The organism is Actinoplanes sp. NPDC051343, from assembly GCF_044455125.1.
In the GTDB taxonomy this organism is placed as follows: domain Bacteria; phylum Actinomycetota; class Actinomycetes; order Mycobacteriales; family Micromonosporaceae; genus Actinoplanes.
Window position 1 is genome coordinate 313,778 of sequence record NZ_JBITEL010000001.1, and the last position, 21,319, is coordinate 335,096.

Here is a 21,319-nt window from a genome sequence, read left to right on the forward strand (position 1 = left end):
CGGGTACGGGGCGGCGTTACGGGCGGCACGCAAGGCCTGCGCCCGAATCGGTTCGACGCGCGATCAAGAAGCCGTGCGCCCCTGCGAGCGGCATCCACATCCGGCGGTGGACCCACCCGCGGTCCGCTGATGACCGGACGGATGACCACGCCGCGGGAGCGCTCCCATCTGGGCGTATCGATGCTGCCAGAGGATTGGGGGACCTGACAAGGCCGACCAACCGCCGGCGCCGCGCACGGGCTGAATTTCAGCCCAGCGAGTCCAGATAGGTGAGGACTGCCAGGACCCGTCGATGGTCGTCGTCGGTGCCCGGCAGGTCGAGCTTGGTGAGAATGCTGCGCACGTGCTTCTCGACGGTTCCCTCCGAGATCCACAACCGGTGCGCCACACCGGCGTTCGAGCGGCCCTCCGCGACCAGCGACAGCACCTCCCGCTCACGCTCGCTGAGCGCGCCGAGGGGATCGTGCCGGCGGCGTACGCCCACCAGTTCCTGCACCAGCGCCGGATCCACGACGGAACCGCCCGCCGCTATCCGCCGCACGTTGTAGATGAACTCCTCCACATCGGTGACCCGACTCTTGAGCAGGTAACCGACTCGGCCCTCGCTCGCCAGCAACTGCATCGCCTGCTCCACGTCGACGTGGGCGGAGAGCACCAGGACGGCGGTCTCGGGCCGCTCCTGACGGATCACCTGGGCCGCGTCGAGGCCCTCGGTGGAGTAGGTCGGGGGCATCCGGATGTCGACCACGACGAGCTCGGGGCGGTGCCGCCGAACCAACTCGAACAACTCCGCGGCGTTACCGGCCTGGCCGAGAACCTCGAATTCCGAGCGCTCCAGCAGACTCGCGAGCCCTTCGCGGAGCAGCACGTCATCGTCGGCTATGACTACCCGGGTCCGCCTCATCGGTCGTCCTCCCGTCGGCACTCGCCAGGGTAATCGCACCGGCGTCGTCGTTCGCCGGGAACCCCGCGAGGCGGTCGCGTGGCGAAATGACGGATCCGGCAGGTGATTAGACACTTGCGCAAGTTGGGAGGCCGGGCGTAGGAAGACGCAGGGGCGTCTCATGTGGGGGTGGCGAATGGAAAAGGGGGCAGTGTCGGCCGGCCGGGATCCACCCGTTTCGACCGAAGTAGTGCATGCGAGTGACCGTACGCGTATCACGCGGCTGTTCCTCCCCGGGCGAACGGTGATCCGCAAGGAGCCGCTGGGGCCCGACGCGCAACGTCGGCTGCAACAGGAGCTGGCGATGCTCAAGCGGTTGCGTGGTGTCGCCGGAGTCGCGCAGCTGGTGGAGGACCCGCAATATCCCGGGGCGGTCTCGCTGGCGGACGTAGGCGGCAGAAGCGCGGCGGCCATAGCGACGCCGATGGACGCCGACGTCCTGATCGGCCTCGGATCGGCGCTGGCTCGAACGGTGGCGGAAATGCACAGCAGGCGCGTGATGCACCGCGACATCACGCCGGGCAACATCGTGATCTCTCCTGACGGCGTTCCGTGGCTCGTCGACTTCGCGTTGGCGACGACGTTCGCCGCGATCCGTCCGGCGTTCACCCACCACAGCGACATCGTCGGGACGCTGGCGTACCTGGCGCCGGAGCAGACCGGCCGCACCGGCCGGCCGGTGGATCACCGGGCCGACCTGTACGCGCTGGGCGCGACACTCTACGAACTGGCCACCGGCGCGCCACCGTTCGGCTTCGGTAACCCGCTGCGGCTCACCCATGATCACTTGGCGCGGGTCCCGGTGCCGCCGGCCGAGGTCAACCCGGCTGTACCCGGAACGCTGTCCGAGATCATCCTGCACCTGTTGGAGAAGGAGCCGGACAACCGCTATCAGACCGCGGAGGGCGTGCATCACGACCTGCAGCGGCTGATCGACGCCGGGGCCGAGCCGACGTCGGGCCCGGACGGCATCGGGCAACACGACGTCCCGCTGCGGTTGCTGCCGCCGTCCCGGCTGGTGGGCCGCGACACCGAGGTGGCGACGCTGCAGACGGCGTTCGGGGAGGCACTCGCCGGACGCTGCCGGGCGGTCCTGGTCGGCGGCGCGCCCGGGATAGGCAAGACGGCGCTGGTCGATGAGCTGCGGCCCGTCGTGACGCGGGCCGGCGGATGGTTCGTGGCCGGCAAATTCGACCAGTATCGGCGAGATCTCGAGGCCAGCGGGGTCTATCAGGCGTTCCGCGCGCTCGGCCGGCTGCTACTGGCCGAAAAGGAGGACGAGCTGGCGAGGGTGCGCGAACGGATCCGGGCGGCGCTCGGCGCGAACGCGGGTCTGATGGCCGCGATCGTCCCGGAGTACGCCGCATTGCTGACCGTACCTCCCGACCCCGGCGACCCAATGACCGCGCAGGTGCGGGGACAGCGCAACGGCGTACAGATCGTGCGGGCGGTCGCGTCGCCGCACCGGCCGATCGTGCTGTTCCTCGACGACCTGCATTGGGCCGGGCGCACCCCGTCCGGCTTCGTCGACCTGCTCCTCGAAGAGGAGCCGATCGAAGGCCTGCTGCTGGTCGGCACCTATCGCGATAATGACCGGAAGAGCGCAGATCCGCTGTCGCGCTGGCTGGACCAGGCCGGTGTGCGGCACCTACGGCTCGCCAACCTGCCCGTGCCGAGCCTGGTCACCATGATCGCCGAGATGCTGCACGTGGACCCGGTTGCGGCGGCGGATCTCGCAGAGGTCGTCGAATCGCACACCTCGGGCAACCCCTACGAGACCGTGGAACTGCTCAATGCACTGCGCCGTGACGGCGTGCTCACTGTGGCGGCCACGGGATGGCGTTGGAACCCGGCCACGGTACGCCGGCGCCTGAATCGTCCGGAGGCCGGCAGCCTGCCGGCAACACCGGTCGCGGTCTTGCCGGCGCCGACTCGGCAGTTGGTGGAGGCGGTGGCGTGCCTGGGCGGACGGGCCACGGTGGACGCGCTGCGGACGGCGACCGGAACGCCGGCCGAAGTCATGCAACAGCGGCTCGCACCGGCATTCGGCGAGGGCGTGCTGATCGTCGAACCCGGTGCCGACGAGGCGGTGCGGTTCCGCCACGACCGGCTCCACGAGTCGATCCTGCGCGGGCTGGACAAACAGCGGCAACGGCAACTGCGGCTGACCATGGCACGGCGGCTGGCCCGCGTGCCCGAGCTCTCCGCGGTCGCCGCCGAACAGTACCTGGCCGTGGCGGACGCGATCGACGAGCCCGCCGAACGCCGGCGGGTGGTGGACCTGCTGCGCGGCGCCGCCGACCGCACCCGGCCGGTCGGGGATCACGCGCTCGTCAGCGCCCTGCTCGGCGCGGCGCTGCCACTCGTCGACCAGCGCGAGACGGCCACGCTCGTCGAGATCTACATCGGCCGGCAGAGCGCCCTGTACAGCCTGGGGCGTCTGGAGGAGGCGGACGAGGACTATCTGGCTATCGAGAAACTGGGGCCTACCGCTGCCCAACGCGCGGACGCCGCCGCGATACAGGTGCGGAGCCTGACCAATCGGAACCGGTTCGGCGACGCCCTCGAACTAGGCGTCGACCTGCTTCGTGAGCTGGGTATCGCCGTTCCGGCAGATCGTTCCCCGGCCGAGCTCGAGCACCAGCTCAGCCATCTGGACCGGTGGTTGGAGCAGACCGACATCGATGACGACCTGGAACGTCCGGAGATCACCGATCCGACGTTGGTCGCCACCTGCCGGCTGATCGCGGCGCTCGTTCCGGTCGCCTATTTCGTCCCCGACTTCTCCCTGTTCCTGTGGTTGAGCCTGGAGGGACCGCGGATCTGGCTCGAGCACGGCCCAGGTCAGATCCTGATCGGGCTGACCGGCGTCGCGGCCAACGCCGCCACCGCCCAGCACACCGAGAACTACGCCGCGGGATACCGGGCTCTGCGGCGGATCATCGCCGTGGGTGAGGCCCGCGCGTACGAGCCGGAGACCTCGCTGGTGCGCTCGACGTTCGCCAGCGTCGCCTGCTGTTGGTTCGAGCCGATCGAGAACGCCGTCCGCGCGGCGCAGGAGGCCCGGCAGGGACTGATCGCCGGCGGTGACCTGGCCTGGGCCGGATACGCCTACCAGCCTTCGGCGGCCGGCCTGCTGGAGTGCGCGCCGACGCTCGACGTCTATGTCGCTGAGGTCGACGCCGGCCTGGCGTTCGTGCGCCGCACCGGCAACGAGCAGACCGGCCAGTGGCTCGACAGCTACCGCTGGCTGGCCGACGTGTTTCGCGGCGAGGGCAGCGACGGCCCGGCGGCCGTCGGTGACCCGATCCCGGTCGACCGGTACGCCGGCAATCCGGCGGCGCTGCTGTACGGGCACATCGCCCGCAGCATCGCCATGGCCGTGTTCGACGACCCGGCGGGTCTGGCGGCGCATGCGGCGGCGGCGATGCAACTGCTCGCGGCCGCTCATGGGCTCTATCCGACCGCGATCGCCCGCCTGATGTACGGGCTCGCGCTCGCCGAGCAGGCCCGCGCCGCGGACGACGCCGACCGTGATGATCTGCTGTCCAAGCTGAACGAGATGACGCGCTGGCTCAGTGCGCGGGCCACGGATGCGCCGGACAACTTCCTGCACATGCTGCATCTGCTCGAGGCCGAGCGAGGCTGGGCGGTCGGCGACTTCCGCGCCGCCGTCCTGGCCTTCGACGCCGCACTGCGCGTGGTCGACGGCCGTAACCGGCCCTGGCATCGTGCTTTGATCGCCGAGCGGGCCGCCCGCTTCCACCTCATCCACGGGGCCGAGCACGCCAGCCGGCTCCTGCTCGCGCAGGCCCGGGAGGCCTACGCGGCGTGGGGCGCGAGCGCGAAGGTCGTCCAGCTGGACTGGGCCTACCCGCGGCTCGGAGCCGAACCCGGCACGCCGGCCGGACTCGGCGGCGGTTCGGCCGACGGCTTCGGGCAGCGCTCGACCGTTACGACCGGCACGCTCGACCTGCTCGGCATTCTGTCCGCGTCGCAGGCGCTGAGCTCGGAGACCAGCATTGAGCGCCTGCACGCCCGCGTCGTGGAGGTGCTGAGCGCGATGACCGGTGCCACCGGCGTTCGGTTGCTCCTGCGGCGGGACGACCACGAGGAATGGGTGGCCCCGGCCGGTGCCGCCGGGCAGAAGTTCGACGCGCCGATGTCCGTGCTGCGGTACGTCCAGCGAGTGCCGGAGCCGCTCCTCGTGGACGACGTCACCCGCGACGACCGGTTCGCTCGCGACCCGTACTTCATCGGTGTCGCCGGCTGCTCGTTGCTGGCTCTTCCCGTCCTGGGCCGCGGCACCGTGCGCGCGGTGCTGCTGCTGGAGAACCGCCTCATTCGCGGGGCGTTCACCGCCGATCGGCTCGACGCCGTCAAGCTGATCACCGCCCAGCTGACGGTCTCGCTCGACAACGCGCAGTTGTACGCCGAACTGACCTCGTCGCGGGCCCGGATCGTCGCAGCGTCCGACCAGACCCGTCGGCGCATCGAGCGGGACCTTCACGACGGTGCCCAGCAGCGGCTGGCCAACCTCGCAATACAGGCCCGCCTAGCGCTGGACGCCGTACCGGGGTCGGATGAGCTGACCGCGCGGCTGCGGGCAGTGATCGCGGAGGCGAACAAGGCGATGGCCGAGTTGCGCGAGCTGGCTCGCGGCATCCACCCGGCCGTCCTGGCCGAAGGAGGCCTGCGGCCGGCGATCCGGGCGTTGGCCCGACGCTCCCGGGTCCCGGTCGAACTGCGGCTACAGGTCGAGGGGCGGCTGCCGGAGCAGGTCGAGATCGCGACCTACTTCACCGTCGCGGAGGCGCTGACCAACACGGCCAAACATGCCGGCGCCACGGCCGTCACCGTCGCCCTCGGCGTCGACGACGCCGTGCTGCGGATACGGGTGAGTGACGACGGCCGCGGTGGCGCCGACCTCGGCGGTGGGTCGGGCCTCGCCGGGCTCAAGGACCGGATTCAGGCGCTCGGCGGACGGTTCGCGGTGCACACCGTCCCGGGCGACGGCACCACCGTGCACGCCGAGCTGCCCCTGAGCCGGCCCGGGCCGGCCCACGGCTGAATCAGGATCGCAGGAAGGTCAGCAGGTCGGCGTTGATGGTCTCGGCCTGCGTGGTGGGCATGCCGTGCGGGAACCCCGCGTACGTCTTCAGGGTTCCGTTCTTCACGAGCTGCACGGTCAACGGTGCCGAGTCGGCGTACGGAACTATCTGGTCATCGTCGCCGTGCATCACCAAGACCGGCACCGAAATTTGCCTGAGGTCGTCGGTGAAATCGGTCTGTGAGAACGCGACGATGCCGTCGTAGTGTGCTTTCGCCCCGCCGATCATGCCCTGGCGCCACCAGTTCCCGACGATCGCTTCGGTGGCCTCGACCCCGGGGCGGTTGAAGCCGTAGAAGGGGCCCGATGCCAAATCCCGGTAGAACGCCGACCGGTGAGCGGCCAACTCGGCCTGGAAGCCGTCGAACACACTCTTGGGCAGGCCGCCGGGGTTGGTGTCGGTCTGCACCATGAGCGGGGGAACGGCGCTTATCAACACGGCTTTCGCCACGCGGCTCTCACCGTGGCGGGCGAGGTAGCGCACGACCTCGCCGCCGCCGGTGGAGTGCCCGACGTGGACGGCGTTGTGGAGATCGAGGTGGGTGGTCAGGGCGGCCAGGTCGTCGGCGTAATGATCCATGTCGTGGCCGTCGCTGGTCTGGGTGGAGCGTCCGTGCCCGCGGCGGTCATGGGCGATGACTCGGTAGCCGTGGTTGAGGAAGAACATCATCTGGTTGTCCCAGTCGTCGGCCGAGAGCGGCCAGCCGTGGCTGAAGACGATCGGCTGGCCTGAGCCCCAGTCCTTGTAGAAGATCTCGGTGCCGTCGCTCGTAGTGATGGTTCCCACGCTGTGCCTCCGGTTCAATGGGCGGGTGCGCTGGTTGGTCCCGCGAATCAGGCGGTCGACAGGCCGCCGACGCGGCACGACCTCTCGCAGTTCCACCATCGCGCCGCCGGGCTGCGTTGTCTGCCCGGCCAGCTACCAGCGGGGTCCCATGCCACCTACCATCTCGAGTTACCGGCTAGCTGTAATGCTCTCGAAATTGTGGTGATCATCGTCCGGGAGCCTCGTCGAGCGGGCCGGCGGAGCCGTCGGGACGGCCGGCGAGAAGCCGGCGGATCGCCGCGGCGGACAGCGCCTCCTTGGGGAGGAACCCGACGGCGGGGCTGTCGGCTATGAGGTCGGCGTAGTCCTCCTCGGCGTAGGTCGAGATCAGAATCACCGGAGGCACCGCGGCGCCGGCCGGACCGGCGAGGCGTCTGGCCAGTTCCAGGCCGCTCTCCGCGCCCAGATCGATGTCGACCAGGAGGAGGTCCGGGCGTAGTTCGGCGACCAGCCGCACCGCTTCGGCACCGCTGCCGGTGCAGCCGAGCACGGTCACGCCCTCGCGTTCCAGCAGGGCACGGGCTGCCGCGACGAAGGCGGGATTGTCGTCAACGACAACGCAGCGGAACGTCATGACCTCAACGCTGCCTATCGGGTCGCCGTTCTGCATCCCTGCTAGCCGGAAGTCATCCGCGACAGCTGCTCGAGGGCGGCGACGGGATTCACTGAGCAATTAGGCGAGCGCCTGACCTTGGACGTCGCGGAGAGCGGCGCGGGCCTGATCCGCGTTCAGTCGCCGATGCGGATCCTTGGCGAGCAGGCCCTCGACGAGTGGGCGGATCGGGCCCGCGAGTTGCGCGGTCGGCGGCGCCTCCTCGGCCACGGCGGTCAGCGTGGCGACCAGGTCGGCCCTTTCGAACGGCGATCGGCCCTCGACCGCCGTGTAAAGCGTCGCGCCGAGCGAGAACAGATCGGACGCGGGGCTGGGCCGTTCGCCGCGGAGCCTCTCCGGCGACGCGTAGGCCGGACTTCCGGCGAACAGGTATTCCGGCCAGGGAGAATCTCCGTCGGCAGGGCAGGCGATGCCGAAATCGGTCAGGACCACCCGCCCGTCGTCACAGAGATGGACGTTCCCCGGCTTGACGTCGCCGTGGACGATGCCGGCCCGGTGCGTGGCCTGCAATACGTCCAGAAGGCGCAGCCCGAGGCCGGTCACCTGGCCGATCGGCAGTGGCCCGTCGAGGTCGAGCGTCTGCGCCAGGGTCAGCCCCGACAGCAGCTCCATGACTATCCAGGGATGGCCGTTCTCCTTGACCACGTCGTGGATGTCGACAGCTCCGTCGTGCTGGACACGTGCGGCCGCCCGCGCCTCGGCGAGTGCCCGCAAGAGGGCCGCCTTGCGTGACTCCTCGGCCAGCGGATCGCTGAGGACCATCTGTTTGAGCGCCACCGCCCGGTCCAGCAGCTCGTCGTCGGCGAGCCAGACCAGCCCCATACCGCCGCGGCCCAGCAACGAGCGGAGTCGGTAGCGGCCGGCCACGAGCCTCTCGGCCCGTTGGATCCCGCTGCCGTCGACCGGATCCGCCGCCACCGCCGTGCCGGTCCCGTGCTGAGTTCTCGTACCGTGCAGGCTTCCAGCGGGTAGATCCGTGATCGCCTTCATACCGGGTAACGATGGCGCTCGCTCCCCCACCTGTCGTCATGGCGGGCGCCCAACGTCACTACCGGCTGGCCGGAATCCGGTATACCCGGTATCCGGAACGCCTCGGCAGCGGGCGCGGCTCGAACGGCCCTTTCTTCGCGCCAACGCCGAGACTCCGTACCCGCCAGCAGGAATCCGGAAGCCCGGGCAGCTACCAGTCATGGCGGACGCTAGCGGTGATGCCACGCGGCGGGGTCCGAGGCAAGGCTGTCTCCGGTAGGCAACAGCACGTCCGGAGAAGGGACCGACAGTGATGACCAACCCGAAATCATCCGCGTTCCGCCGCGGTGGCCGCCGAGTGCCGGCGTTCCTCGCATTTGCCGCGCTCACGTCGGCCGTGGCGGGCTGCGGTGACACGTCCGGCGGGGCGACCTCCGGAGGGGCGGCTCCCGGAGCGGTGCCGTCGGCCAGCGGCAATCTACTCAGCGCGCAGGCCACGTCGCTGGGCACCATCCTGGTCGGCAGCAGCGGCCGGACGGTCTACGAATTCGCCAACGACAGTGGCGGCGCCTCCACCTGCACGGGGGCGTGCGCGGCGAACTGGCCGTTCGTCGCGGCGCCGGCGACGCTGCCCGCGTCGTTGCCCGGAGTGACGGGCCGGCTGGGCACCACCACCCGGTCCGACGGCGCTCGCCAAATCACTGTGGCCAGCCACCCGATCTACACGTTCGTGGGTGACTCCGCGCCCGGACAGACCAACGGACAGGGCATCACCCTCAACGGCGGTCTGTGGACCGTGGCGTCACCCGCCGGCGCGCCCGTCACCAACCCGAAAGCCGGAGGGGCGCCCGGAGTCGGCTACTGATCGCTGCGCCCGGACGGCGAGACCCGGCCCGGGTGGTGTGCCCGCCCGCCGCCCGAAGCGACCGACCGAGAGGAAGTACCAGCCGATGACCCACGATGCGTACTCCGCACGGCAACGCCGCCGCCTCCCCGCGCTACAGCGAATCTTGGCGGCGGCAACCGCGGCGCTCCTGCTGATCGACGCCTACGTCCATTTCCACGACGCCGGCCTATACGAAACCGTCGCCACCGCCACCCTCAGCCAGGCGACCCTCTTTCGCGTTCAGGCCGCCGTGGCGGTCGTCGTCGCGATCGCGCTCCTGATCACGCGTCGCCCGGCCGTCTGGGTGATCGCGGTGCTCGTGGCGGGGAGCGCCGCCGGGGCCGTACTGCTCTACACGAACGTCGACGTCGGCAAGCTGGGTCCGCTGCCGGACATGTACGAACCGACCTGGGCCCTCCCCGGCAAACGCGCCTCCGCCATTGCGGAGACAACCGGCACCGTGCTCGCCGTCGCCGGGCTCGCCCTGTCCCTCTTTTCCCGGCTGCGAGAAGGCCGCCGGACGCAGCCCCTCGGAGCCCGTCGGGCATGATGGACGCGCCCAACGACGGCGTGGTCCCGTAGGAGTGGGCATTCTCGACGCATGCGACTCGGGCCGGTGAGGATGCCTTACCGGCCCGGCGGTTCGCCTAGGGTGCCGTTGGTGGTCGACGCGTTCGGCACGTCCGCACACCGACCGGACTGGCCACCCACGATCTCCTTGCCGCTACCGCCACCGCCGCTCGACGTTCCGTACCGGGCGGCGACGATGTTGGCCTGCACCGAGTTCTCGGTGGCGCTTAACTAGTGGCGTCGGTCGATTGTTACGCCGACATCAAGGGCTGGTCAACGCCGTGATTTCCGGCCGGTCCCGGCCGCTCGGCGCCATCCGAATGTCGCTTGAAAAACGTTACGGCCGACGGTGATCAGAAGTCTGCGTACCGACTCGAGGCGCAGCTGTCAGCGCTCTCAGCTGCGCCCGGAAGAGAGCGCCGCGACGTCGACCCTCGTTGGTCCGGCACCGACGTCGGTCAGGCTCGCGATCTCAACTAGCATGGCCGCGGTTGAGGTGTCAGCGGCAGCGAGACGAGGCGACATGCGGTGGTTCCGGCGCAAACCGTCCGAGCAGCTCGTGCTGCGGGAGGCGGACCGGCAGGTCATCGACGATGTCCGGCAGCGGTTCGGCCTTCATCGGCCGGGGTCGTTCGGCGACCAGGCGAACGCCGTCGCCGACGTGCTGGCCGGTCCGGACGGTGTCGGGGCGGCGGCCGGCATCGTGCACGAGTTCGCCGACTCGGCTCATCAGGAGATCCAAGGATTGGCCGCGGCGCTGTCCCGCAGCGTCGGCTACCAGTTCGTCGTGGACCGCAGCAATTACCGTCCCTTGTGGCGGGACGCCCGGCCGGAGCTGAAGTGGCCGCTGTTCGCCCTGCGGTGCGGATTGTTTCCCTACATCCACGTCGCCGCGGCCGTACGGGTGATCGGCGCCCACCCCAAACACGCGTCCGACCAGAATCTGTTGGTTTCCCGGCTCTTCGAAATTCTCGACCTGACCGTCGCGGGCTGGGAGTTCGCCAGCGTCCGGGTCGACACCGACGGCGCGGCGCTGGCCACTGGGCTGATCACCACTGCCCGCGCCGTCCGCGACGCGATGAGCAAGGAGCCGCCGCTCCCGGCCCCGGTCCGAGAGCTGATGCGTCGCAAGAACACCGTCGACGTCTACGCCCCGGACGCCCCGCGTGTGGTCGCCCACATCGATCCCGGCCGCACCCTACGCGAGGTACTCCTGGTCTGAGCCCCGGGACTCTCAGGCGTCGAACCCGGCGAAGAGGCTGTTGAGACCCTCGGCGAACAGGGGATGGGTGAAGATCGCGTCGGCCATGGCGGTGCCGGTGAGGCCGCCCAGCATCGCGACCTGGATGATGCTCATGATCTCGCCGCCCTCGCTGCCGAGGACGGCAGCACCCAGAATCTGCCCGGTTGTGGCGTCGACGATCGCTTTCATGAAGCCGCGGGTCTCACCGGTCTCGATGGCACGCACCACGGCGCCCATCGGCAGCTTCGCTACCTTGATCGCCTGGCCCTGCGCCCGGGCCTCGCGCTCGCTGAGACCGACCCGGCCGAGCTGGGGGTCGATGAAGACCGCGTACGGCACGACGCGGTCGCGGATGCTCGCCTTCTCCTTTCGTACGAGGTTGGCGTTCAGCACCCGGTAGTCGTCGTACGAGGCGTGGGTGAATGCCGGCCCGACGCGTACGTCGCCCATCGCGTAGACACCGGGAACGCTGGTCTCGAGGCGCTCGTCGACGGCGATGAAGCCCTTGTCGTCGAGGCGGATGCCGGCGGCGTCGACGGTCAGTGCCTCGGTGTTCGGAGTACGGCCGATCGCCGACAGCAGGTGCGAGCCCTCGATCTGCCGTTCGCCGTCCTCGGTCTGCACGGTGAGCCGGATACCGGCGCCGTCGAATCGCTCGACCCGGGTCGGCGTCGCCGATGTCAGAACGGTGATGTCCTCGTCCCGCAGGATGGCGGCGACCTCGTCGGCGACGTCGTCGTCCTCCATCATCAACAGGCGGGCCGAGCTCTGGACTACGGTGACGCGGCTGCCGAACCGGCGGAACATCTGCCCGAACTCGAGCCCGATGTAGCCGCCACCGAGGATGATCAAATGCTCCGGGAGCTCGTCCAGCTCCATGATCGACGTGGAGTAGAGCACCGGAACATCGCTCGCTCCGGCGATCGTCAGGGGTTTGGTCCGGGTGCCGGCGTCGATCACGATCACCGGTGCGCTGAGCCGCCGGGTTCCTCCGGCGTTCAAGGCGACCTCGACCGTGTGCGGCCCGGTGAAGCGGGCCTCCCCCTCGATAAGGTCGAGTCCGTCCTCGGCCAGGCGGCTCGCGTAGTTCTCGCGTGCGCCCGCGACCATCGCCCTCTTACGCTCGCGCACCGCGGCCAGGTCGACCGACACCGGTCCGGTCCGCACACCGAATTCCGCCCCGCGCCGGGCCTGATGTGCCAGCCGCGCACTGGCGACCATGGTCTTGGTCGGCGTGCACCCGGTGTTCACGCACACTCCGCCGAGCTGATCGCGCTCGACCAGAGCCACTCGCCGGCCCGCCCTCGCGAGGTCGGCGGGAAGGAACCGGCCGCCCTGACTGGTCCCGATCACGATCGCGTCGTACTGCTCGGCCGTCGTTTCCGTCATAGCCGTCACGCCTTCCTGGAGTTGAGATCTGGGCGGGGCGCCCGACCGACTAATGGAAATCTGGAGCGCGTCCGTTAGCCACTATGGCGGTACGCGTTACCGCTGTCAAATGGTTGCCTTGGCGTTATCCATTAGCCGCCGTTATGGTGGGAAGCGTGACCGGTGAGGCAGAGGTGACCAACGCGACGCTGCTGGGCGAGCCGCTGCCGGTGGAATTGATGAACACGGTCTCGGTCGTCGACAGCGCAACCCGGGACTGCCTGGCCGACGACGACGGGATCGCGGCCTGGCTACGGGCGGTCGCCGACCGGATCGCCGGCGAGACCGGCACCCGGCCCCGGCCCGGTGCCAACGCCTCGGCCCAGCCCGTACGGCCGTTGCGGGAGTTGCGGGACGCGCTACGCCGGCTGGCGGTCGAAGCCACCGCGGACCCACGACCGCCGGCCACGGCACCCGACCTGACCCTCACGCAGGCGGTCAGCACGCTCAATGCACTCGCGCAAGCGCGGCCCGAACTCTCCTGGGCCGCCGGAGGGTTACCGGCGCGTTCCTATCAGACTTACGGTTCGGCCGGCCTCGCGGTGGCCCTGATCGCCGTCCAGGGAGTCGAACTGTTCACCGGCCCGGCGCGAGAGCTACTGCGCCCCTGCCTGGCGCCGAACTGCCTGCTCTTCTTCGCCAAGGATCACGGGCGCCGGGAGTGGTGCTCGCCGGCGTGCGGGAACCGGGCCCGCGTCGCCCGGCACTATCGGCGCCACCACCGCGGAATGTAGTCCTCCGCCCTCATCGGACAGTCGGGCCGAACATCTTGCGCTGAAGCGCCGGCAGGTGGGTGCCGATGCGCAGCAGGGTGCGGAAGGCGGTGCGGTTGGCAGGGGCGGCGAGGGCGGCGTTGGTCGCGTTGCGGGTGGAGAGTTTCAGGGCCTGGTTGGCGTATCGGCGCATGGCGTTCTCGTACCGGCTGATGGCGTCGAGCGGGTCGTGGCCGGCGGTGAGGGTTCGGCGGAGTTGGTCGGCATCGCGCAGGGCCGTGTTGGCGCCGATGCCGGCCATGGGTGTCATGTTGTGGATGGCGTCGCCGAGCAGGGTGACCGGTGAGGGTTCCCAGTCCGGCAGCAATGGCATGGTGCGCAGCGGCACGGTGTTGATGGTGGCGGGCTGGGTGGCCTCGACGAGGGCTTGCAAAGGGCGGCCCCAGCCGGGGATCCGCTCACTGACAAGCTGTTTGAGTTGTCCCCCGTCAAGTGCCCCGATTCCGGTCGGGTAGGTGGCCTCGGCTGCGGCCCAGGCCCAGACGATGTACCGGTCGGCGCCGTGGCTGACGTCGGTGTTGTCGGGGTCGCCGGTGGCCCAGGTGGACAGGAACATCCATCCCGTTCGGGCGGGTACGACGTTGTTGATTCCGCCGTCGGTGAAGGCGGCGGGCAGTTCGGCGGCGAGTTCGCCGCTCAGCGGTACGCGGCCGGCGATGTTGATGATGCCGAGGTCTTGGCGCTCGAGTTCGGGTAGCCGCTGGCGGCGTACGCGGGAGTTGCTGCCGTCGGCGCCGATGAGAATGTCGCCGTCGGCGTACGTGCCGTCGGCGAAGTGGGCTCGCACGCCGCTGCTGGTGATGTCGTAGCGTTCGAATTGTTTCTGCCAGTGCACGCTGGGGTTGATGTCGTTGCCGGTGCCGAGCAGCAGTGCTTCGCGGAGTTTGCCGCGGCTGATGGCACGGCGTCTGGTGACCGGGTCGGTGGCGTTGGCGGGAAAGCGTTTGTCGATGGTGGCCAGCACGCCGCCGCGCGGGTCGTGGAAGCGAATGATCATGGGCGCGGGCGTGGCGTCGGCGTCGATCTGTTTCCAGTTGGCGGCGGGCAGGCTGTCGTGCAGGGCGCGCAGCCCGTCGGCGTCGAGGTGAATCCCGTAGCTGGCCGGCTGGCCGCCGTGGCGAGGCGAGCGCTCGTAGACGCAGGCGTCGATACCGGCGCGGCGCAGGCCGTGCAGCAGAGTGAGGCCGCCGAGGCCGGCGCCGATGATCAGGACGCGCATGAGGTGACCCTTCCGGTCAGAGGCTGTGCGGGCAGGAGGCATCGGCCGGCCACCTGAATGCCGGCGGTCGGCGGATGCGGTGAGCTGCGGGCGAGGACTTAGCCGTCGGTCATGACGCGCAGCAGGTGGCGTAGCTGGCGGCTCTCGGCCGGCGTCAGCGTGGCGGTCGCGGATGCTTCGGCGGGCTCGGCGCTTTCGTACGCCTGCGCGAAGACAGCCCGGCCGTGCTCGGTCAGGGTGACCGCCCGCAGCCGGCGATCGCCGGGCACCAGTTCGCGGGAAGCGAGCTTCAGGCGTTCCAGATCGTCGACGATCCGCACGATCGAGGCCTTGTCGTGGTCGGTCTGCTCGACCAGGTCCCGCTGCGTGAGCGGCCCCGCGGCGTGCAGCCGCATCAGCACCATGAGGTGGCGCCGTTCAATACCGAACGGCGTCAGCGCCTCATCGATCACGGCGGCGACGCGGTCGTGTGCCCGGCGCAGCAACAGCCCCAGGGCGAACGGTGACCCTTCGAGCGGGTTTTCCGGAGTTTCCGCGGCGGGCGCAGCCGCGGCGGACACTGATCGCAAAGGCATGGCCTAAGACTATCTCAGGTAAAACAGACTTGCAAGAAACAGTTTCTCATGAAACAGTTTTTGGTATGACTGATCTCCGTAACATCCCGATCCGGGAGGTGCCGATGTCCGCGACGGGCGACGGGCCTTCCAGCACCGATCCGGCAACGACGTCGCACTCTTCGCACGGTCGTCACGCTGCGGCCGAGACCGGGTGGGCGGCGATCCGGCAGACGTGGAGCGACCCGCAGCGCTGGGTGGCAGTCGTCGTGGCCACGGCACCGAGCCTGGTGTTCGTCGCGGTCAACGCGCTCGCCTCGCTCTATCCGGCGATCGCGGCGGCCGGCGCGACCGCACTGGCCGGACTGGGTTACCGGCTGGTCCGCCGGCAGTCACCGAAGTCGGCACTGGTCGGGTTCGCGGTGGTCGCGATCTGCGCGGTCGTTGCCGCGGTCACCGGCCAGGCGCGCGGCTTCTTCCTGGTGCCGGCCCTGATACCCTTCGCCGTGGTCCTGCTGTGCGCGGCGACCATCGTCGCGCGGCGCCCGCTGACCGGGCTGCTCCTCAACCGGATCACCGGCGGCCCCCCGGACTGGTACCGCAACCGGGGGCTGCGGCGGGTGCACCTGGTGGCCACCGGCACGGCCATCGCGATCAACGTCGTCAACGCCGCCGTACAGACCGTCTTCTACGGCCGCGGCGACACCGTGGTGCTCGCCGTCGCGCACACCGCCACCGGGCCGATCTTCGCCACCCTGGCCGCGGTCACGGTTGTCGCGGCCCGCCGCACCCTGGCCGCACAGCGATGACGGCAGCCGCGGGCAGTCCAGTGGTGGCACCGCCCGAGACGATCGTGGTGACCAGCGTGTTCACCACCGACGAGCAGCACCAGCAGCAGCTGTACGCGTTGCTGAGCGCCAACGGACACGACGTGCTCGAACACGCACCCGGCTTCCTCGGCTCCGCGCTGATGCGGTGCGACGACGGACGCCACATCATCCATCAGGCCCACTGGCGCGACGACGCCGCGCTCGCCGCCATGCTGGCCGGCCCCGCCGCCCAGGCCCACATGACTGTCGCCCGGACGCTGGCCGACGTGCAGGTCTTCCGCTCCCGTCACACCGAAGGATTCACGGCGTCATGACGCCGCCGCCGACAGTTGCGATACGTTGCCGGAATGCAAAATCGGGTGGAAGCCGCGGTACCCGTCCTGTACGTGCGTGATGTCGCATCGGCTCAGGCCTTCTACGGCCTGTTCGGCTACGAGCACATGCAGGCGGGTGGCGACGGGGACGCCCGCTGGTCATACCTGAAAGGCGGTCGGCACACCGTCCTGCTGGCGTGCGTGCAGCCTCCTCTGATTCCCGTCGAGCTGCCGCTGCTGATCTACCTGTACGTCACCGACCTCGGCGACGTACGCGAACAGCTGGACGCCGCCGGCCACGGCTACGAGCTGACCGGCTACCCCGACCACGCCCCCGGCGGCGAGCTACGCACCCACGACCCGGACGGCAATGTCGTGCTGGTCGGTCAACGTACGACGGTGGCCGCGGACGCCCGGACCGCGCCGAGCGCACCCGAGGCGCGCTTCTCCTTGATCAAACAAGCGGCGGAAGCCATCAGCCGCCGCGGCGGCGCACCCGCAACCTGCCAAGTCCCGACAGCCGACAGCAGCCACTGTCCCCGGCCGGCGGAGATCAAGCTCGCCGACACCTGGGGAGCGACCATATGGGCGTGTCTTCCGCATGCCGACGAGGCCTTGATCAACGCACCCGCGGCGTTCATCGCCTCTGAGGACGCGCAAGGTCTTGGGCCTTGGCTCAGCCACCGCGGCGCAACGGCATAACCCAACCGATGGCCGGATCGGCTCATCCGGCGGCGGACGGCGCCATCCAAGCGGCCCAGCTGGTACTCGAGTGCGCCATGCCTCATGTGGCACTGGCCGCTCGGCCGATCGTGTCAAGGTGTCGGAGCGCCTGGGCGTACGAGGAGATCAGCCCGGTCTCGAGGTAAGGCACGTACTGGCTCGCGCAGAACTCGTTGACCAGTCGCTGGGCCCGACGCAGATTGCCCCGCGGCATCGACGGGAACAGGTGGTGCTCGATCTGATAATTGAGGCCTCCCAGAGCGAAGTCGGTGAGCCAGTGCCCGCGCACATTCCGTGAGGTGAGCACCTGCCGGCGCAGAAAGTCGGCGTTGTCGGCGGCGCTCAGCGGCGGCATGCCCTTGTGGTTGGGTGCGAACGAGCAGCCCAGATACAGTCCGAACAGAGCCTGGTGGATCGCCACGAAGGCCAGGGCCTTGCCGGGCGGGAGCACCACGAAGACGGCGACCAGGTATGCCACGACGTGCAGGGCGATCAGCAGTCCCTCTCGGATCCGGCCACGGTCCCGGCGGGTGAGCAGGTATCGCACACTGGCGACTCGCAGATTCACCGCTTCCAACAGCAGCAGCGGGAAGAACGTCCAAGCCTGGTATCGGTAAAGGACCCCGGCGACGCGCCCGCTGGCTTGCGCCTGTCGTTCGGTGAAAACGAGTGCACCCGCGCCGATGTCGGGGTCTTTGTCCTCGTCGTTCGGATGCGCGTGGTGACGGTTGTGCTTGTCCACCCACCAGCCGTAGCTGAAGCCGACGCCGAGATTGGCCAGCAGGACGCCCAGCCGGTAGTTGCGGCGCGCGGACCGGAAGATCTGCCGATGCCCGGCATCATGGCCGAGGAAGCCCAGTTGGGTGGAGAGCATTGCGAAGTAGGCGGCAACGAGCAACTGCCACCAGGAGTCCCCGATCATTACCAGGGCGGTGACACCGGCGGCCACCAGGGCCAGAAGCAGAGCAATCTGCGCGGCGTAATAGCCAGGCCGCCGATCGAGAAGGCCGGCCTGCTTGATCTGCCGGGACAGAACGGAGTACGCGCTACCGCGTTCTGCTGCGGTCACCGACTCGCTCGGATAGCCCTGTCCGGCCGGAGATGTGTCGGTAGCCGTCACGGTCGCTCCATCAACATGTTGACTACAAGGGGGGCGTTGCCCGGCTCCGGCAAGCGTTCGCTGACGCCGGGCGATCTCCTGGTCGGCGGCAGTGGATGCCGAGGTGTCCATCCCGTCATGGCACCTTAATGCCCGCCGGCCGTGCGATGATGCCGATCCGCGCTTCCGGTTTACGGGCCGGCCCGGTCAGGTGCCCCTTTTGAGCGCCCCTACGGGCACGCCGTCGATACTCGCGCGGCACCAGTCGATGCGGCCGGCAGCGACGGACACTTCGAGGTGGTCCGGGAACGCCGGGTAGCGTCGAGTGCGGGCTGCCTGGACGCGAAGCTTCGCCGATGCGGTTTCCGGTCGGCGGGCAGGCGCGCTGGTCGGCACCGTCAGTGTGGCCGGGCGCGGGGCGAAGACCTCCGGACGGCGGTAGTGAGGGTTACGTGCGATGAGCGATTCTGGTCGTGTCGACAGGTTCCAGCGTGAACACTCATGGACAGGCTTCCCGCTGGCGGTGTTGTACAAGTTCTTCGACGACCAGGGTAATTACCTCGCCGCTCTGATCGCCTACTACGCGTTCGTCTCGATGTTTCCGCTGCTGCTGCTCGCCGCGACGATCCTGGGTTACGTCCTGTCAGGTAATCCGGGTCTGCAGCAGCACATCCTGACTTCCGCGTTGAGTCAGTTCCCGGTCGTGGGCAGCCAGTTGCAGGAGCCGTCCCGGATCGGCGGCGGTACCACCGGTCTGGTGATCGGCGTACTCGGAGCCATTTATGGTGGTCTCGGAGTGGCGCAGGCCGTGCAGTACGCGATGAACACAGTCTGGCGGATCCCGCGCAACAATCGACCCAACCCGATCAAAGCCCGCGGCCGCGGCCTGCTGCTGCTCGGAACCGCCGGGCTGGCCGTTGTCGGCACGACCACGCTGTCCACCCTCGGCAGCAGCGACGCCGGATCCCTCGGTGGCCTCCTGAGAATTCTCCTGCTCGTAGCGTCGGTTCTGATCAACGCCGTCGTATTCGTGTTCGTCTTCCGGCTCGCGACGGCCCGGCACCTGACCGTGACCGACGTTGCCCCCGGCGCCATCGGGGCTGCGGTCGTCTGGCAGGTGCTGCAAACCTTCGGAGTGGCCTACGTCGGACACGTGGTCAAGGACGCCAGCGCCACCAACGGCGTGTTCGCGTTGGTGCTCGGCCTGCTGGCCTTCTTCTACATCACTGCGGTCGCGGTGGTGCTGTGCGCGGAGATCAACGTCGTGCGGGTCGAACGGCTCTATCCTCGCGCGTTGCTCACTCCGTTCACCGACAACGTCGTACCGACCAGCGGTGACCATCGCGCCTACACCGGTCAAGCCGTCTCGGAGCGCAGCAAAGGATTCGAGAACATCGACGTCACCTTCGACAAACCCGACCCGGCTGCCGGCGACCAGGACAACTCAAGTACATAAGAGCCGCCGAGCCGAACGGCCTATCGGACGGGGCGGGTAAAGGGCTTACCGGTACGCCGACAATCAGCTGAGTTCCCGGCGACCGGCAGGTGTAGTCCGGCGTGGTCCGGGTAGACGCCGCCGATGGCGGGATACCGACACCGAACATCTGCGCCCCGGTCAACACGGAGGCACCGCCCGGCACGCACAGGTAAGGCTTCGACATCACACCACGACAACGCTCGGCGAGCGACGAACGAACGCAGCGTATGCGGTCTTTCGCGGACCGTCGTGCACCCACGGCGTCCGCGCGGTCCGGACACTACAGACGGGTACGTCGGAGGAGTGCTTGCGTCATGCCTCCACTGACGTGGCGCATCGACACGTGGCCGGACTCGGCTCATCTCGCCCTGCAGGGACGACCGGATCCCGCCTCGATGACGAGGTTGCAGGAGGTACTGGAAGGGCTCTGCGATCGGCAGAGCGGTTCGGTGGTCATCGATTTCTCAGCTGTGCAGCAGCCGGACCGAAAGACACTTATCGGGTCGACGCTGATCGGCGGCTACGCCAGGATGAACTGCGGCCCGGCGGTTCTGCTGTGCCGCGGACGCCGGCTCGAAGCGGTGACGGCCCGCGTCGACAGCCGCGGCCTGCATGCGCGGATGAGCCGCGACCTCACCGACGCCTGGCAGGCCATCACCCGGGGGCCTTTGCGATCACCATCCTTCACGGACCAACTTCTGCCGCTGCCGGGCGCAGCCCGACGTAGCCGCGATGTCGTCACCGCCGCGTGCCTGCATTGGGATCTCCCGCATCTGGTCGGCGCCGCTTCGCTGATCGCGAGTGAACTGGTCAGCCACACCGTCGACCATGTGTCGACGACGATGAGTGTCACCGTCTTGCTCGATCATGATGTCCTGTACCTGTGGGTTCGCAGCGGCAGTTGGTCAGAGCCGACGCCGCAACACGCCGGCACCAGCCTCGACCTGTTGGTCATCGACGCCTTCGCCACCCGCTGGGGGTTCCTCCCCGACGGCGACGACACCCTGAGCTGGGCGGCTCTACCCACCGACCCCGCCGGTCGCTAACCGGCAACGCCGCGGACGCCGCGCCCGTACGGACTCCGCCACACCCACGGCAAACTCCGCAGGCACAGAAATTGCTCGGCCTTCCGGGCATCCCACTGCCCTGAATGGCGTGACGCGCCTCATTGGATCACCTGTCGCGCGGCCGACGGGCTAATCTTCTGATCGCCCTTTGCTCACCCGATCACCGAAACGATGGAGCGATGGCCGAAACGTCCTACGCGTTCCAATCCGGCAGGACTCCGGTTGTTCTGATTCACGGATTCTGGCACGGGAGCTGGTGCTGGAGCCTGGTGACACAGGAACTCGCCGCCTCCGGCGTCGCGTCGGTTGCTCTCGACCTCGAAGGCCACGGATTGAAGAGCTGCTCACCGCGAACCCGCTGGGGGCGGCCGTTCGATCCGGCCGCGTACGCCGCTGAGCCGTCCGCCGTGGCGGGCGTGACCGCCACCTCGGCCGCGTCCACATTGGCCGATCAGATACGCCGGCTCGGTGGTGGCAGGCCGTGTACGGCCGACCAGGCGATCATGCCCGCGCTGCAACGTCGATTCATCGGGGAGATCGACGCGGTGTCCGCCGCCCCGACCGAGGTCATCGAAATGGACACCGCGCATTCACCGTTTCTGTCCCGGCCGGCCGAACTCGCCGATGTCTTGAAGACTATTCACGAGTCCACGCCGCGACAGTGACATCCATAAC

Annotated in this window: 19 protein-coding genes; 11 read left to right on the plus strand and 8 right to left on the minus strand. The window is 69.1% G+C overall.

All coding sequences use genetic code 11. The features are described from left to right. Nucleotides 1–247: 247 nt before the first annotated feature. Nucleotides 248–904 (minus strand): response regulator, encoded by a 657-nt coding sequence (locus ACIA5C_RS01355; protein ID WP_396050019.1) that lies wholly within the window; start codon nucleotides 902–904, stop codon nucleotides 248–250. 283 nt (nucleotides 905–1,187) lie between these two features. Between ACIA5C_RS01355 and ACIA5C_RS01360 the strand changes: the two genes are divergently transcribed. Beyond that, on the plus strand, nucleotides 1,188–6,014 hold the full coding sequence (locus ACIA5C_RS01360) for an AAA family ATPase (RefSeq protein ID WP_396050021.1): 4,827 nt from the start codon (nucleotides 1,188–1,190) through the stop codon (nucleotides 6,012–6,014). Between the two features lies 1 nt (nucleotide 6,015). Here ACIA5C_RS01360 and ACIA5C_RS01365 read toward each other — a convergent pair whose 3' ends face one another. The 3 genes from ACIA5C_RS01365 to ACIA5C_RS01375 form a co-directional block, all read right to left on the minus strand. Continuing rightward, entirely contained in the window at nucleotides 6,016–6,840 is an 825-nt protein-coding gene (locus tag ACIA5C_RS01365; RefSeq protein WP_396050023.1) for an alpha/beta fold hydrolase, read from the minus strand. Between the two features lie 205 nt (nucleotides 6,841–7,045). After that, a complete protein-coding gene (locus tag ACIA5C_RS01370; RefSeq protein WP_396050024.1) occupies nucleotides 7,046–7,453 on the minus strand; it encodes a response regulator in 408 nt (135 codons plus the stop codon). Between the two features lie 99 nt (nucleotides 7,454–7,552). Next, nucleotides 7,553–8,482, minus strand: coding sequence for a serine/threonine-protein kinase (locus ACIA5C_RS01375; protein WP_396050025.1), 930 nt, complete (start codon nucleotides 8,480–8,482; stop codon nucleotides 7,553–7,555). A 292-nt stretch (nucleotides 8,483–8,774) separates the two neighbouring features. Between ACIA5C_RS01375 and ACIA5C_RS01380 the strand changes: the two genes are divergently transcribed. The 3 genes from ACIA5C_RS01380 to ACIA5C_RS01390 all read left to right on the plus strand — a co-directional run bounded on the left by ACIA5C_RS01380 (nucleotide 8,775) and on the right by ACIA5C_RS01390 (nucleotide 11,139). After that, nucleotides 8,775–9,326, plus strand: a complete 552-nt coding sequence (locus tag ACIA5C_RS01380) for a hypothetical protein (protein WP_396050027.1) — start codon at nucleotides 8,775–8,777, stop codon at nucleotides 9,324–9,326. 85 nt (nucleotides 9,327–9,411) lie between these two features. Further along, the gene (locus ACIA5C_RS01385) at nucleotides 9,412–9,897 is read left to right on the plus strand and encodes a hypothetical protein (RefSeq protein ID WP_396050029.1); all 486 of its coding nucleotides are present in this window, start codon (nucleotides 9,412–9,414) and stop codon (nucleotides 9,895–9,897) included. A 543-nt stretch (nucleotides 9,898–10,440) separates the two neighbouring features. After that, nucleotides 10,441–11,139, plus strand: coding sequence for a hypothetical protein (locus ACIA5C_RS01390; RefSeq protein ID WP_396050030.1), 699 nt, complete (start codon nucleotides 10,441–10,443; stop codon nucleotides 11,137–11,139). A 12-nt stretch (nucleotides 11,140–11,151) separates the two neighbouring features. On the opposite strand, the gene ACIA5C_RS01395 is transcribed toward ACIA5C_RS01390, so the two are convergent. Further along, nucleotides 11,152–12,549 (minus strand): mercuric reductase, encoded by a 1,398-nt coding sequence (locus tag ACIA5C_RS01395; protein ID WP_396050032.1) that lies wholly within the window; start codon nucleotides 12,547–12,549, stop codon nucleotides 11,152–11,154. A 155-nt stretch (nucleotides 12,550–12,704) separates the two neighbouring features. On the opposite strand from ACIA5C_RS01395, the gene ACIA5C_RS01400 reads away from it, so the two are divergent. After that, nucleotides 12,705–13,322 carry a CGNR zinc finger domain-containing protein gene (locus tag ACIA5C_RS01400; protein WP_396050033.1) on the plus strand — a complete coding sequence of 206 codons (618 nt, stop codon included), beginning with the start codon at nucleotides 12,705–12,707 and terminating at the stop codon, nucleotides 13,320–13,322. A gap of 10 nt (nucleotides 13,323–13,332) precedes the next feature. Here the strand turns inward: ACIA5C_RS01400 and ACIA5C_RS01405 are convergent, their stop codons facing one another. After that, complete coding sequence (locus ACIA5C_RS01405) at nucleotides 13,333–14,580, minus strand: FAD-dependent oxidoreductase (RefSeq protein ID WP_396050035.1); 1,248 nt, start codon at nucleotides 14,578–14,580, stop codon at nucleotides 13,333–13,335. A gap of 98 nt (nucleotides 14,581–14,678) precedes the next feature. Further along, nucleotides 14,679–15,155, minus strand: a complete 477-nt coding sequence (locus tag ACIA5C_RS01410) for a MarR family winged helix-turn-helix transcriptional regulator (RefSeq protein ID WP_396050037.1) — start codon at nucleotides 15,153–15,155, stop codon at nucleotides 14,679–14,681. Between the two features lie 65 nt (nucleotides 15,156–15,220). On the opposite strand from ACIA5C_RS01410, the gene ACIA5C_RS01415 reads away from it, so the two are divergent. From ACIA5C_RS01415 to ACIA5C_RS01425, 3 genes are read left to right on the plus strand one after another with little or no spacing between them, the layout of a single operon-like run. Beyond that, complete coding sequence (locus tag ACIA5C_RS01415; RefSeq protein WP_396050039.1) at nucleotides 15,221–15,943, plus strand: DUF3159 domain-containing protein; 723 nt, start codon at nucleotides 15,221–15,223, stop codon at nucleotides 15,941–15,943. 23 nt (nucleotides 15,944–15,966) lie between these two features. Then, nucleotides 15,967–16,278 carry an antibiotic biosynthesis monooxygenase gene (locus ACIA5C_RS01420; protein WP_396050041.1) on the plus strand — a complete coding sequence of 104 codons (312 nt, stop codon included), beginning with the start codon at nucleotides 15,967–15,969 and terminating at the stop codon, nucleotides 16,276–16,278. Between the two features lie 33 nt (nucleotides 16,279–16,311). Next, on the plus strand, nucleotides 16,312–16,980 hold the full coding sequence (locus ACIA5C_RS01425) for a VOC family protein (RefSeq protein WP_396050043.1): 669 nt from the start codon (nucleotides 16,312–16,314) through the stop codon (nucleotides 16,978–16,980). 82 nt (nucleotides 16,981–17,062) lie between these two features. Here ACIA5C_RS01425 and ACIA5C_RS01430 read toward each other — a convergent pair whose 3' ends face one another. Beyond that, the gene (locus ACIA5C_RS01430; protein ID WP_396050045.1) at nucleotides 17,063–18,121 is read right to left on the minus strand and encodes a fatty acid desaturase family protein; all 1,059 of its coding nucleotides are present in this window, start codon (nucleotides 18,119–18,121) and stop codon (nucleotides 17,063–17,065) included. Nucleotides 18,122–18,557: 436 nt separating this feature from the next. Between ACIA5C_RS01430 and ACIA5C_RS01435 the strand changes: the two genes are divergently transcribed. From ACIA5C_RS01435 to ACIA5C_RS01445, 3 genes are all read left to right on the plus strand, one after another. Then, complete coding sequence (locus tag ACIA5C_RS01435; RefSeq protein ID WP_396050047.1) at nucleotides 18,558–19,556, plus strand: YihY/virulence factor BrkB family protein; 999 nt, start codon at nucleotides 18,558–18,560, stop codon at nucleotides 19,554–19,556. Nucleotides 19,557–19,972: 416 nt separating this feature from the next. Continuing rightward, on the plus strand, nucleotides 19,973–20,623 hold the full coding sequence (locus tag ACIA5C_RS01440; protein WP_396050049.1) for a hypothetical protein: 651 nt from the start codon (nucleotides 19,973–19,975) through the stop codon (nucleotides 20,621–20,623). A 122-nt stretch (nucleotides 20,624–20,745) separates the two neighbouring features. Next, on the plus strand, nucleotides 20,746–21,309 hold the full coding sequence (locus ACIA5C_RS01445; RefSeq protein WP_396050051.1) for an alpha/beta fold hydrolase: 564 nt from the start codon (nucleotides 20,746–20,748) through the stop codon (nucleotides 21,307–21,309). Nucleotides 21,310–21,319 lie beyond the last annotated feature (10 nt).